We start from the raw sequence: 14,320 nt of genomic DNA on the forward strand, positions 1-14,320 counted from the left end.
TTTTTTTAGAAACTTAATGTGAGCTGGCGACCAATCATCTCATCTGCAAATTCGAGATTTGAGAAAGAAACCCCCATTAATCTCACTCCTTTAGGCAATGGAAACAAATTATTAAGCATTTCGTAGGAAACTTTAGCTAAAAAATCTTTCTCAAAAACTGGTAAATGGGTAGTTCGGCTGCGAGTAATGTTACCAAAATCGGCAAATTTTATTTTTAGGGTAATACTTTTTCCGAAGGCATTGGCACGTTGCATTCTTCGCCAAAGCTGCTCGATGATATCATCAAGTTCGTGATAAAGGTCATCGGGTTCGGTCAAATCACGGTCGAATGTATTTTCTACTCCAACCGATTTTCTGATACTATCGGGGTTTACAGAACGGTTGTCAATTCCCCGAGCAATATCATGGTAATATCGCCCAACTTTCCCAAAATTATTCACCAAAAATTCTAAGCTTTTTTCTCGTAATTCCTTTCCTGTAAAAATGCCCATTTTGTGCATTTTCTCGGCAGTTACCCTACCAATTCCATGAAACTTTACAATATCAAGTTTTTCAACAAATGCTTCTGCTTGCGATGGCTTGATAACAAATAATCCATCGGGTTTGCGGTAATCGGAGGCAATTTTGGCTAAAAACTTATTTACCGAAACCCCTGCCGAAGCCGTAAGTGTTGTTTTCTCCTTGATTCGAACTTTAATTTCTTGTGCAATTTCAGTAGCAGTGGCAATTCCTTTCAGATTCTCAGTTACATCCAAATACGCCTCATCGAGTGAAAGAGGCTCTACCAAAGGCGTATATTCCAAAAATATTTCTCTGATTTCCCTCGAAACTTGCTTATACACTTCAAACCTTGGTCTAACAAAAATCAGATTAGGACATTTTTGCTTCGCAATTCGTGAAGACATGGCCGAACGTACACCAAACTTTCTGGCTTCATAACTGGCAGCTGCTACCACGCCTCGCTCGCTACTTCCGCCTACGGCTACAGGCTTGCCTCTTAAGTCAGCAAAATCACGCTGCTCAACCGAGGCAAAAAAAGCATCCATATCAATATGTATGATTTTTCGGTGCAATGGTGTTTGTCAATTATTTTTTATGTTTATACAACTTATGGTTACTAAATCTCATTATGTAACTAAGGAAGCCTTCGCTTGAAGCGAAGACTTCTTTTAACCATAAAACCAATTTTAAAAATGAAAACGTTCAGCATAAATAAAAGCATTTTTGCACTCGGAATAATCACCATGATTTTATCTAGCTGTGTCTCTTCAAAAGATTTTGTTTCTGAAAATTTCGCCAATGTAAAAAATAGGCACAAGAAAATCGCAATTCTACCTTTTGGTGTAGAATTTCAGAATCCTCTAGCCTATTCAAAGCAAAAAAACGATACTCGTACTCGTCGCCAATACGATAAACGAGACCAAGAAGCAAGCCTTGATGCACAAAAAGACTTATTTATCAATATCGCCAAACAAGTAGAAAAGGGTCGCTATGAAATTGCCATTCAAGATTTTAACCGTACAAATAAATTACTCGCCGACAGCGGTATTCGTTTAGAAGATATACGTTATCAAAATAAAGCCGATTTAGCAAGATTATTAGAAGTTGACGCCGTGATTTTTGGCGAATTGACGGTAAAAATCAGCAGACCAACTGATAGAAATATGGTTATGTCTCCGTGGGCAATGAATAATGCTCGCTTTGACGATGGCGTAGCAACTGATATTAAACTTTTCGATGCTCAGAGTGGCGAAATGGTTTGGGCGACCGAACTTAGTAATCGACCGAACAATCGAATGGACACACCTCATCAACTCACTTCGAGTCTGATGAATCAAATTGCCAAGCATTTGCCTTATCGAACTAAATAATTGAGCATAAGTGGCATTTATTTTATTGAAAAATTTCTCGTTAGTATTCATTACATTGAAAACTGCCAACTATTAACTGTAAGCCGAAGACGGTTGATTAAAATATATTTGTGTGTTTTTACATAAAATTTCATAATTTCGCAGCAAAATTAAGACATACAAAATATTAGATTTTTCATATAAAAAATGGGAAGAGCGTTTGAATTTAGAAAAGCCCGCAAAATGAAGCGTTGGGGGCAAATGGCAAAAACTTTTACAAGGATTGGTAAAGACATTGCGATTGCAGTAAAATCAGGTGGACCAGACCCAAATAGTAACTCACGCTTACGTGCGATTATGCAAAACGCCAAGGCAGCCAATATGCCAAAGGCAAACGTTGAGAATGCAATCAAACGTGCTTCTTCTAAAGACCAAGAAGATTACAAAGAGGTAGTATATGAAGGATATGGCCAGCACGGAGTAGCAATTTTAGTAGAATGTACTACTGATAATACGAATCGTACAGTTGCCAATGTTCGTAGCTATTTCTCGAAATGTGGAGGTAGTTTAGGAACTTCTGGCATGTTAGATTTCATTTTTGACCGTAAATCGGTTTTCAAAATTGCCAATGATGGTAAAACTGACATCGAAGAATTAGAACTTGAATTGATTGATTTTGGTGCTGAAGAAGTTTTCTTAGACGAAGAAGCTAATCAAATCAATATTTACGGTGAGTTTACGGCATTTGGGGCTTTACAAAAATATTTCGAAGAGAAAGGTTTTGAACTACTTCATGCCGATTTCGAAAGAATTCCAACTGACACCAAACAATTAACCGATGAGCAAGCGGCAGATATTGAAAAGCTTATCGAAAAACTCGAAGAAGACGATGACGTACAAAATGTTTACCACAATATGGTAAGCTAATTTTCTAAAAATAAAGCATATAATAGCCTCTTTTTGGGAGGCTATTTTTTTATAAAATCCATGAGATACGCTCTATTTCTACTTCTTTTAATAAAAATCTCAGCTTTTTCGCAGCAACCCTCGCCCGATTCGCTTCGAAAAGATATAGAACGCAGCCTCAACTACTTAACTCAACACCAAACCACACAAACCATCGAAGGTAAACAATACGCTGGCGAATGGGAGGCCTTTATGCAAATGAAAGGATTCTTTTTCTTCTTGGGCGTAAAGAACCAATACCGAGACTCTAATTGCTTCACAATGGCGGGCATACATAATATTTTGGCCGAAATGTACTTAGCTGACACCACGCAAAAACAGATTTTGCCCATGTTAGCAAAAGTATATCCCGAAGTTTTAAGTTACGCCACCCCCACTCCCATTGGTTTACAATTCAATTTTTGGAAAAAACTCCCCCCACGCCGCGATTTAAGCTGGGGGAAAGAGCCTAATCCTATACCATTGGTCAGACGACCAACAAACTTTATATTAGGAGAACGTTTTATCAATAATGCAGCGAATGTGGCCAACGATGCCGATGATACTGCTTTGGGAAATTTAGCAATTTGGTATCACCAAAAGATTTTCGGAAAAGATAGCAATCAAACCATTAAGCATAGCATTTTTGACCGTTATCTTGACCAAAATAGGCAAAACAGGCATTGGTATAATTATCTCTATCATGGTTTTAAAAAATCGGGAGCGTATATGACTTGGCTTGCCCAAGAATCAACCTTTGAAAATTGGCGTTTCCATAAAACTGTATTACACAATTTGGTTTTTTTCTTGCCTTTTAGTGTCTGTTATCCACACCCCTATATTCCTTACATTCCATGGGGAACCAATGATGTTGATGTGGTAGTAAATGCCAATGTACTTACCTATTTAACAAAAAAAGGTACGCTAAATCAGAGCAAAGGTCACGAAGCAGCACACAAACTTATAGCAAAGCATACCAAACGTGGTCACTGGAATCGAATGGGTATTTATTATCCTAATCGTTATCATTTCCATTTTGCTATTAGTCGAGCCTTGGCAGCGGGCGACACCGCCTTAAAATCTTCTGCTCAGTTGCTTTTAAATCATTTGAATCAAACACAAAATCCTGATGGAAGCTATCAAAGCTGGAAGCACGTAAACAAAAGAGATATATTACAATCTACCACTTATGCTCTGTTATCTATGCTTTATTTGAAAGAGTCAGGGCTTGAAGTTTCACAGGAAACAATTAATCGAGCAGTTAAATATATTGATACTCAAAAGAAAATGGAAACCAACCAAAACTATTGGAAGGGAGGTGTGTTCTTTTCGGGAGGGACAGTTGTACGCAATATTCTTTACTTTACTTCCGATGCCTATACAACGGCTTTAGTAGCAATGGCCTATCAGAAATATCTGAAAATACATAATAAAAAATAAGAAACAGCACCTTCTTTCAAAAAAGCCAAGATAAGGAGCTATGTATTACTGTATAAATTTCAGAATGTTCTCTAAGCATTATTTTCACAAATTTGCTATTCTAAAACTTAAAATAATAGTTTTTCCGCGGTTCATTTTACTTGTTCAAAATGCCTTTTTTTTCATAAACAAACTTTTTTTCGAAATATTTTAAGAATTTTATAAAAAAAATGATTTTTCTCGAAACATAAATACAAACATTCTGTTAAACCTTTACTTTGCTTTGTAAATGAAAAGCGACTATGAACGTGTTATTTGATACACTATGCGGAGCTAAACTAAACTTTTCAATAAAGTCAAGAAATGAGTAATTATTCCATTAAAGATTTAGAACAACTATCTGGTATCAAAGCCCATACTTTGCGTATATGGGAACAGCGGTACAATATCATTAATCCAAAAAGAACTGATACCAATATCCGTACTTACGATGATAGTGATTTGAAATTGGTTCTGAATATTGCATTGCTCAAAGACCACGACTACAAGATTTCGGAAATTGCTAAACTTAGTTTAGAAGAACTCTCGAAAGAGGTATTGGCTATTTCGGATAAACAACTCAATTATCCCGACCAGATTCATGCTCTTACCATTGCCATGATTGATTTGGATGAGGAGCGTTTCGAAAAAATCATTGCTACAAATATTTTGCAATTTGGTTTCGAGAATACAATGGTTAACATCATTTATCCATTCCTTACTCGAATCGGTACTTTGTGGGTGACTGGTTCTATTGGCCCCGCACAAGAGCATTTTATTACGAATCTGATTCGTCAGAAAATTATCGTGGCAATTGATGGCCAAGTCATTAAACCAGACGCAAATTCTAAGAAATACGTATTATTTACACCAGAAGGCGAGTTCCACGAAATTCCACTCTTATTTGCCAATTTTGTGCTAAGAGCAAGAAATAATAAGGTAATTTATTTGGGGCAAAGCTTACCATTTTCTGAACTACAATTTATTTGTGACCATCATAAGCCCGATTATTTATTTACTGTTATTACCTCTACACCGGGACAAGATGAAATACAGCAATATGTAAATAAGCTAGGAGAGACTTTTTCAGATATAAATATTTTGCTTACGGGTTATCAAGTAATTGGACAAGGACTCGATATTCCACCAAATACTGATGTAATTAATAATGTAAGGCAATTAATGGAAGTAGCCACTAATTAATAAATAAAAAATTCGAGGCGGTTCAAATTGAATCGCCTCGAATTTTTTACGAACCACTCAGCAAATTATGCTGCTTCTTGGTTTTGTTTATTTTTGAAAGTATAAATCAAAACACCAATTCCGAGCAAAACCGCAGGAATACTCAGAATCTGACCCATATTTAATGCCATTTTATCTTCAAAAGCTTCTTGATTTTCTTTCAAAAACTCATAGCAAAAACGAAGCCCAAATACCCAAATCAAGAAAATTCCGAGCAAAAGTCCACGAGGTGTTTTTTCCTTAAACTTATTCCAAATGCTATAAAGAATGACAAAAAGTATCAAGCAAGATAATGCTTCGTAAAGCTGAGCAGGGTGGCGTGCAAAAGGCTCAGGGGTCATGATTAAATCGCCAGTTGGTGTTTGACTAAAAGCATTAAACCTGAAAGCCCAAGGTACATTAGTGGCCTTGCCAACTATCTCGTGATTCATCAAATTTCCCATACGAATAAAAAATCCAGCTAAGGCTACCGTAATTACAATGCGGTCGGCCACCCACAAAAATGGTTGGTCTTTGTGGCTGCGAGCGTAGATAACCAATGCGGTAATGATACCCACTAAGGCTCCATGACTTGCCAAACCTTGATACGGTGGCGTAATCATATCAATCAGAAATTCGCCCGGATTTTTTAGAAAACTATCAAATTCATAAAAAAAGTAATGTCCGAACCTCGCACCGATAACCGTTGCGATAATCATCACAAATAAAAGTGTATCGAGATCTTTTTCTGATTTGTGTTCTTTTCTGAAAACATTGAGCATAATTTGGTAGCCCAACAAAAAGCCCGAAGCAAACAAAAGTCCATACCAGCGTAATTCAAAACTGCCCAGTTTTGCTATAATCGGATTTACATTCCACGGAATTTCTAAAAGAGTCATGTATAATTGGGTTTGAAATTTCCTCAAAAATATGAGTTTTCTCTGAGAGGTTGCTTAATTTTGTGACAGATTCTTCAAAAATGTTGTTGTACTTTAAAATACAATATTTTTTTAGAAATAGTTTTTTCGTAAAGATATGCTCTAAACGAAAATAAGCATGTAATTATTAACTTTTTAATGCCTTAAATTAATCCTCTTTGATTTGAGGCTTTTATGCAAATGAAAATAAACATCGGTATTATTGGTGGAGCTGGCTACACAGGTGGCGAATTGCTCCGTATTTTACTTAATCACCCAGCAGTAAATATTGGCTTCGTTAACTCGAAGAGTCAAGCAGGAAAACCCATTTATGCTACTCATACCGATTTAATTGGCGAAACAGACATACTTTTCACCGACCAAATGCCTTTCGAAGAAGTTCAAGCTATTTTCTTATGTTCGGGGCACAACGAATCGAAAAAGTTCTTGGCCGAAAATAGTGTTCCTGACCACGTGAAAATCATTGACCTAAGCACTGATTTCCGTGACCAAAGTAATGGTTTTATCTATGGTTTACCAGAATTACAAAAAGATTTAATCAAAACCGCTAATCGTATTGCCAACCCTGGTTGTTTTGCCACGAGTATCGAATTAGCACTTTTACCATTGGCTAGTGCTGGTTTATTGAGTGAAGATGTGCATGTAAGTGCCGTGACAGGTAGTACTGGAGCGGGACAATCGCTTTCGGCAACCACCCATTTTAGTTGGAGAAATAATAATATTTCTATTTATAAGGCTTTCACGCACCAACATTTAAAGGAAATCAATCAAAGTCTTAAAACCCTTCAACCCAATTTTGGCAAAGCTGTAAACTTCATTCCTTACCGCGGAAACTTTAGTCGTGGTATCATGGCTAATGTTTACACCAAATTTGCCGGAACAATCGAAGAGGCCAAAGAACTTTATAAAAACTATTATGCATCGCATCCTTTTACACACTTAAGCGAGGCTAACGAAATAGATTTAAAGCAAGTTGTAAATACCAATAAGTGTATTTTACATCTCGAAAAACACGATGATAATTTACTCATTACGAGTATCATTGATAACCTAACAAAGGGTGCATCGGGGCAAGCAGTACAAAATTTAAACCTCATTTTTGGATTAGACGAAACCACTGGTTTAAAATTAAAGCCAATCGGTTTTTAAAAGGAATATTCAAAAACCCATGCTTCTATTCAAGAAGCATGGGTTTAATTTTTACAAGCTTTTGATTCTCAACCTAATAGCCGTTTGGGTTTATAAAATCGCCTTTCAACAATATTCCGCCAGAAATTTTGTTATAAAACTGCCATAAAAGGTTAAATTTGTAGTTTAAAAAAATAAATTATTGATAATCAGGCTATAAATTTCTGTCAACCTGTCAGTTTTTAAGTTTTGGCTACATATTTGATAAAACTAAACTTCATAATTTCGAGAATTAACGAACAAGAAATATAAAATGCTTAATTTTTTAACAAAAGGAATCACGCAGATTTTCGGTACTAAATCTGACAAAGATAACAAAGAGTTACAGCCCTATGTAAAGCTCACTAACGAAGAGTTCGCAAAATTAGCAAACCTTTCGAATGATGAATTCAGAGCAAAAACAAAAGAACTTCAAGATTACATCGCTCAGAAACTTTCACACATTGATGAGCAAATAAAAGCCATCAACGAAAATATCGAGAAAAACCCTGATATGTCGGTTGATGCTAAAGAAGCAAACTTCAAAAAAATAGATGCTTTAAAACTTGATAGAAATAAAGAGTTAGAAGTTGTTTTATTAGAAATTCTGCCAAAAGCATTTGCGATTGTTAAAGAAACAGCCAGAAGATTCTCCGAAAGTTCTGAAATTGTGGTTACAGCTTCGCACCTCGACCGTGAATTAGCTATGCGTAAATCGCACATCACTATCGAAGGCGATAAAGCCATCTGGAAAAACCAATGGGTAGCCGCTGGTAACCTAATGACTTGGAACATGGTGCATTACGATGTTCAGATTATTGGAGGTGCAGCTTTACATAAAGGAAAAATTGCCGAAATGGCAACAGGTGAAGGTAAAACATTAGTAGCTACTTTCCCAGCATTCTTAAATGCTTTAGCTGGAAAAGGTGTTCACGTGGTTACTGTAAACGACTACTTGGCTCGTCGTGACTCTGAATGGATGGGGCCAATTTTTGAGTTTAATGGCATTACTTGCGAATGCATTGATAAATATCCAGCAAACTCAGCGGCACGCCGTGCGGCTTATCGTGCTGACATTTGCTACGGTACAAACAACGAGTTTGGTTTTGATTACCTACGTGATAACATGGTAAACGACCCAGAAGAACTCGTACAACGCGAGCACCACTACGCAATGGTCGATGAGGTTGACTCAGTTTTGATTGATGATGCCCGTACGCCATTGATTATCAGTGGGCCAATGGCTCGTACTGGTGACGAAGAATTGTTCTTATCTTTGAAACCACGTATCCAGAGGGTGGTCGAAGCACAAAAAGTACTTACTAACGCTTATTTAATCGAAGCTAAAAAATTAATTGGTGCGGGCAATAAAAAAGAGGGTGGCTTAGCTCTTTTCCGTGCATTTAGAGGTTTACCCAAAAATAAACCATTGATTAAGTATTTATCGGAAGCAGGTATTAAAGCTATTCTTCAAGAAACAGAAGCAATTTACTTGGCAGAAAACCAAAAGTTAATGCCAGAAGCAGATGCTCCTCTTTATTTTACTATTGATGAAAAAAATAACTCAATTGAGTTGACAGATAAAGGAATTGATTTCTTGACTGGTGAAAGTGAAGACCATAATTTCTTCGTAATGCCAGATTTAGGTGTTGACTTAGCTGCTATTGCCAAATCAGACTTGAATGAACAGGAGAAAATCTTGAAAAAAGACGAAATTATTCGTGATTATTCTACCAAAGCCGAACGTATTCACGCTGTCAATCAATTATTAAAAGCTTATACTTTATTTGAAAAAGATGTAGAGTATGTGGTGATTGATAATAAAGTAATGATTGTTGATGAGCAGACGGGTCGTATCATGGATGGTCGTCGCTGGTCAGATGGTTTACACCAAGCAGTAGAAGCGAAAGAAAATGTAAAAGTTGAGGATTCAACTCAAACTTACGCAACAATTACGCTTCAAAACTATTTCCGTATGTACCACAAATTAGCGGGTATGACGGGTACTGCAGAAACAGAAGCAGGTGAATTCTGGAAAATTTATAAATTAGACGTGGTTTCGATTCCTACAAACCGTGCGGTTGTAAGAAAGGACCAAGAAGATAAAGTTTATAAAACCGTACGCGAGAAATATAATGCAGTTGTAGAAGAAATCGTAGAGTTAGTAAATATTGGTCGTCCAGTCTTAGTGGGTACAACATCGGTTGAAAACTCAGAGATTTTGAGCCGTATGCTTACACTTCGTAAGATTCCACACCAAGTATTGAACGCCAAGCAACACGCTCGTGAAGCCGATATTGTTGCAGAAGCGGGAAAGCCAGGAACGGTAACGATTGCTACCAACATGGCTGGTCGTGGTACTGATATTAAGCTTACTGCCGAAAGTAAAGCGGCGGGAGGTTTGGCAATTATCGGTACAGAACGCCACGATTCACGTCGCGTTGACCGTCAGTTACGTGGTCGTGCAGGTCGTCAAGGAGACCCGGGTACTTCTCAATTCTTTGTTTCGCTTGAAGACCAATTGATGCGTTTATTCGGCTCTGACCGCATCGCGTCTGTTATGGATCGCATGGGCATGGAAGAAGGCGAGGTAATTCAGCACTCTATGATTACAAGCTCCATTGAAAGAGCTCAGAGGAAAGTAGAAGAGAATAACTTCGGAACTCGTAAGCGTTTGATTGAATACGATGATGTAATGAATATCCAACGTGATACCATTTATAAACGTCGTAAAAATGCCCTTTTCGGCGACCGTCTTTCACTCGATATTGCCAATATTCTTTATGATACTTGTAATGACATCGTAATGAATGCCGAAGGTAATTACGATGAATTTGAACTGCGTTGTATGCAAAAGTTGGCTATTCAGCCAGAAATTGCACGCAATGAGTTTTCAAAGGGAAATCCGAAATTGGTGGAAAGACTATATTTACAAGCTGAGAAAGCCTACAAAGCTAAAAACGATGAAATTCGTAAAAATATGGTTCCAGTACTTTCAAATGTACTTCAAGACCGTCGTGCACTAATTGATGAACCATTTATTGCGATTGTTGGCGATGGCAACCAAAATATTGGTTTGTATTGTAATCTTAAATCTGCCGTAGAAAGCGATGGCCGTGAATTGATTAAAGAAATCGAAAAACATATTTCGTTGAGTGTAATTGACCAAGAATGGAAAGAGCATCTTCGTGATATGGATGATTTGAAACAATCGGTTCAAAATGCCTCTTACGAACAAAAAGATCCTTTGTTGATTTACAAATTTGAAGCAGTTGAGTTATTCAAAAACTTCTTAAACAAAGTAAATACTGATACTGTAAGCTTCTTAATGAAAGCTAACGTGGTTGAGCTTCGTTTCCAACAAATGACACCACCAAAGGTAGAAACGCCAAAACTTCAAACGAATAAATCGAGCGATGAAGATGGTGGCGATGGAGCAAGCAAAACAACACCGTTACGCAATATAAAAATAGCTGACCGAAACCAACGTGTGAGCGTGCAATATAAAGATGGTACAGTAAAACGTGATGTGAAATACAAAAACGTAGAAGATGATGTGGTAAATGGTAAAGCTGTTTTGATTGAGTAGTGGCTAAATCATTTAAATAGATATAATAAAGGCGTTGGGTTTCTCCAACGCCTTTTCTTTTTCTGAATATGCTCCTTTTTACAATTTCAATCGAAAGTTTTTTCAATGTAAATCAGTAATCTTTTCATTGGTAAAGATTACGTACAACTTAAAAACGCCCTTTAACTATATATTTTTCAATAAAAAAGGTTTATTTAGCATAATTTTTATCAAACTATTGATAGAAGTTCAAAATCAATTTCATAACTTTGCAGTCCGAAAAAAGTCTGATATAGATTTTTACAAATATTTTTTGAAATTAAAACTTGATTATCATTACTTAATCAAGTCGAAACGATAAATTAAAGCGGTAGTCGCACTATCTAAAATGGCAAAAAAAGAAAAATCAGGTCTTGAAATTATTGAAAGCCCAGAAGCTCTACAACAAGAATTTAACAAAGCAGAAGGCTTTTTGAAGAACAATCAAAAACTATTAACTATCATTGGTGGTGGTATTTTAGCGGTTGTTTTAGGTGTAGTAGGATATAATTATTACACAAATTCTCAAGATGACGAAGCTCAAGCAGCCATGTTTAATGCTGTATATGCATTCGAAGCAGATTCATTAAAACAAGCTTTGAACGGTACAGGCGGTAATGAAGGTCTTTTGGCAATTGCTGATAACTATGGTTCTACAAAAGCAGGTAAATTAGCTAACTTTTATGCTGGTGTAGCATTAGTAAAACAAGGTAAATACGATGAAGCAATTGAGCATTTGAAAGACTTTAGCTCAGATGACCTTCTTGTACAAGCAAGATCATACGCATTGATTGGTGATGCTTATATGGAAAAGAAAAGCGTAGATGACGCAATCTCTTACTACAAAAAAGCAGCTGATTATAAGCCAAACAAAACTTTCACTCCAATTTACTTAATGAAATTGGCTAATGCTTATGAAGTTGCTAAAAATAACAAAGAAGCATTAGAGGTTTACAGTGATATTATCACAAATTATCCTGAATCAATTGAAATTGGTAACGCCAAGAAATATAAATCCAAACTCGAAGGCACTGTCGGCGAGTAATACTTGGTTATGCAATAAAAAATATAATCAAAGGGATAAGCCGAACGAGGTTTATCCCTTTTTTTTAATTTATCTAGAAAAACTATGTCGTCAGCTAATAAAAATTTAAGCGAGTTCAGTACCTCGAATTTACCCGATGTTAGTCAGAAGAAATTTGCTATTGTTGTAGCCGAATGGAATGCTGAAGTTACCGAAGCACTTTTTGATGGGGCCTATAAAACACTCATCGAAAATGGTGTAAAACCAGAAAATATCGTAAGAGCAAATGTGCCCGGTAGTTATGAACTAAGTTTTGGTTCGCAGGTTTATGCCCAAAAAGCAGATATTGATGCCATAATTGCTATTGGTTGTGTAATTCAAGGAGAAACCAAGCACAATGATTACATCAATCATGCAGTTGCTCAAGGTTTGACTAACGTTTCTCTGAAATATAATAAACCCGTGATTTTTGGGGTATTAACGCCTAATAATCAACAGCAAGCACTCGACCGAGCAGGTGGTATTCATGGCAATAAGGGCGATGAAGCAGCCATAACTGCCATCAAAATGTTGGCTCTTGTTTAATAAAAAATTATCATTGCAAATACTCAAATAAAAATACTGATAATCAACAAGCTAAACAATTCACTTTTTTAAACGGGCGGAGTTCCGTCTTATTCATTTAAAATTAAATTTAAAAAATGCAAGTTTGGAAATTTGGCGGGACTTCAGTAGGTAAGCCCGAGCGTATGCACTCTATTCGTAATTTAATTACTGAAGATAGTGGACGTAAAATCGTAGTATTGTCAGCTCTTTCGGGTACGACCAACGCTCTAATTGCTATTGGCGAGTCGCTTAAGGCAAACAATGATGCAGATGCTATCGAGAAAATTGATGCACTATATGCTCATTATGAGTCTTTTATTAAGGAATTATACAAAACCGAAGAAGGTTATACCAAAGGTAAAAACATCATCGAAAAAGAATTTAACTTTATTCGTTCGTTGGTGAATATTAAACCATTCTCTCTCAAACAAGAAAAGGAAATCGTTGCAGAAGGTGAATTGCTTTCTACGCAAATGTTTGAGGCATATTTACAAGAAGAAGGTGTAAACTCGGCTTTGCTTCCAGCTTTAGATTTCATGTTGATTGATGCTGATAACGAGCCTGTTTTAAGTTTTACTGAAGAAAAACTTACAGCAATGCTTGGGCAACTTCCAAATACACAAATATTTATCACGCAAGGTTTTATCTGCCGCAATCCACGTGGTGAAGTAGATAACCTCAAACGTGGGGGCTCAGATTATACAGCTTCATTAATTGGTGGTGCAATTCGTTCGGAAGAAATCCAAATCTGGACTGACATCGACGGCATGCACAACAACGACCCACGTATTGTGAAGCGTACTTTCCCAGTACGTGAGCTTACATTTGAAGAAGCGGCAGAACTGGCATACTTTGGAGCAAAAATCCTTCACCCAAGTACAATCACACCAGCAAAAATGCGTAGTGTTCCTGTTCGCTTGAAAAATACAATGGAGCCAAACGCATACGGTACACTTATCGCCGATAAAACTACCGACTCTGAGATTAAGGCTATTGCCGCCAAAGATGGCATTACAGCAATTTACATTCACTCAACTCGTATGCTGAATGCTTATGGCTTTATGAGAAGAGTATTTGAAGTATTCGAAAACTACAAAACTCCAGTAGATATGATAACTACTTCGGAGGTTTCGATAGCCGTAACGATTGATAATGCTGATAATTTAGATAAAATTACGGCAGTTTTAGGTCAATTTGCCGATTTAGAAGAGCATGACCGCAATCAATCAATCATTTGTATCGTGGGTAATTTCAAAGCTGATAAAGCAGGTATTGCTCTAAAAGTTATGGAAGCCATGCGTGATATTCCGATTAGAATGATTTCTTACGGAGCTTCAGAGCATAATATCTCACTTTTAGTTGATACAAAAGATAAAAATGCAGCCTTGAACGCACTCAACGAAGGGTTGTTTAAGTTTGATTAATTGTTATTAGTGCCATTACTTCATCAATAATTAATGCAAAATCAACGAGAAGAGGCATCAAAACCTCTTCTCAAAAAATA

The 14,320-nt window shown here is 36.7% G+C and carries 11 protein-coding genes; 9 read left to right on the forward strand and 2 right to left on the reverse strand.

Features of this window, described 5'->3' with window-relative positions; all coding sequences use genetic code 11:
• Positions 1–5: 5 nt before the first annotated feature.
• Positions 6–1,073: a DNA polymerase IV gene (dinB, locus tag A6M55_RS16780; RefSeq protein WP_064198605.1), complete on the reverse strand. Its 1,068-nt coding sequence runs from the start codon at positions 1,071–1,073 to the stop codon at positions 6–8.
• A gap of 120 nt (positions 1,074–1,193) precedes the next feature.
• On the opposite strand from dinB, the gene A6M55_RS16785 reads away from it, so the two are divergent.
• From A6M55_RS16785 to A6M55_RS16800, 4 genes are all read left to right on the forward strand, one after another.
• Complete coding sequence (locus A6M55_RS16785; RefSeq protein ID WP_064198606.1) at positions 1,194–1,871, forward strand: hypothetical protein; 678 nt, start codon at positions 1,194–1,196, stop codon at positions 1,869–1,871.
• 186 nt (positions 1,872–2,057) lie between these two features.
• Complete coding sequence (locus A6M55_RS16790) at positions 2,058–2,777, forward strand: YebC/PmpR family DNA-binding transcriptional regulator (protein ID WP_015028663.1); 720 nt, start codon at positions 2,058–2,060, stop codon at positions 2,775–2,777.
• A gap of 60 nt (positions 2,778–2,837) precedes the next feature.
• Positions 2,838–4,235: a hypothetical protein gene (locus A6M55_RS16795; RefSeq protein WP_064198607.1), complete on the forward strand. Its 1,398-nt coding sequence runs from the start codon at positions 2,838–2,840 to the stop codon at positions 4,233–4,235.
• A 342-nt stretch (positions 4,236–4,577) separates the two neighbouring features.
• The gene (locus tag A6M55_RS16800) at positions 4,578–5,456 is read left to right on the forward strand and encodes a MerR family transcriptional regulator (RefSeq protein ID WP_015028665.1); all 879 of its coding nucleotides are present in this window, start codon (positions 4,578–4,580) and stop codon (positions 5,454–5,456) included.
• 65 nt (positions 5,457–5,521) lie between these two features.
• On the opposite strand, the gene lgt is transcribed toward A6M55_RS16800, so the two are convergent.
• Positions 5,522–6,373, reverse strand: coding sequence for a prolipoprotein diacylglyceryl transferase (gene lgt / locus A6M55_RS16805; protein ID WP_015028666.1), 852 nt, complete (start codon positions 6,371–6,373; stop codon positions 5,522–5,524).
• A 219-nt stretch (positions 6,374–6,592) separates the two neighbouring features.
• Between lgt and argC the strand changes: the two genes are divergently transcribed.
• The 5 genes from argC to A6M55_RS16830 all read left to right on the forward strand — a co-directional run bounded on the left by argC (position 6,593) and on the right by A6M55_RS16830 (position 14,240).
• Complete coding sequence (argC, locus tag A6M55_RS16810; protein ID WP_064198625.1) at positions 6,593–7,561, forward strand: N-acetyl-gamma-glutamyl-phosphate reductase; 969 nt, start codon at positions 6,593–6,595, stop codon at positions 7,559–7,561.
• Positions 7,562–7,853: 292 nt separating this feature from the next.
• On the forward strand, positions 7,854–11,168 hold the full coding sequence (secA, locus tag A6M55_RS16815; protein WP_064198608.1) for a preprotein translocase subunit SecA: 3,315 nt from the start codon (positions 7,854–7,856) through the stop codon (positions 11,166–11,168).
• A gap of 367 nt (positions 11,169–11,535) precedes the next feature.
• The gene (locus tag A6M55_RS16820) at positions 11,536–12,231 is read left to right on the forward strand and encodes a tetratricopeptide repeat protein (RefSeq protein ID WP_064198609.1); all 696 of its coding nucleotides are present in this window, start codon (positions 11,536–11,538) and stop codon (positions 12,229–12,231) included.
• An 84-nt stretch (positions 12,232–12,315) separates the two neighbouring features.
• Positions 12,316–12,795: a 6,7-dimethyl-8-ribityllumazine synthase gene (ribH, locus tag A6M55_RS16825; RefSeq protein WP_015028670.1), complete on the forward strand. Its 480-nt coding sequence runs from the start codon at positions 12,316–12,318 to the stop codon at positions 12,793–12,795.
• A 116-nt stretch (positions 12,796–12,911) separates the two neighbouring features.
• Positions 12,912–14,240, forward strand: coding sequence for an aspartate kinase (locus tag A6M55_RS16830; RefSeq protein ID WP_015028671.1), 1,329 nt, complete (start codon positions 12,912–12,914; stop codon positions 14,238–14,240).
• The last annotated feature ends 80 nt before the right edge of the window (positions 14,241–14,320 follow it).

The sequence above is a fragment of the Emticicia sp. MM genome (assembly GCF_001649495.1).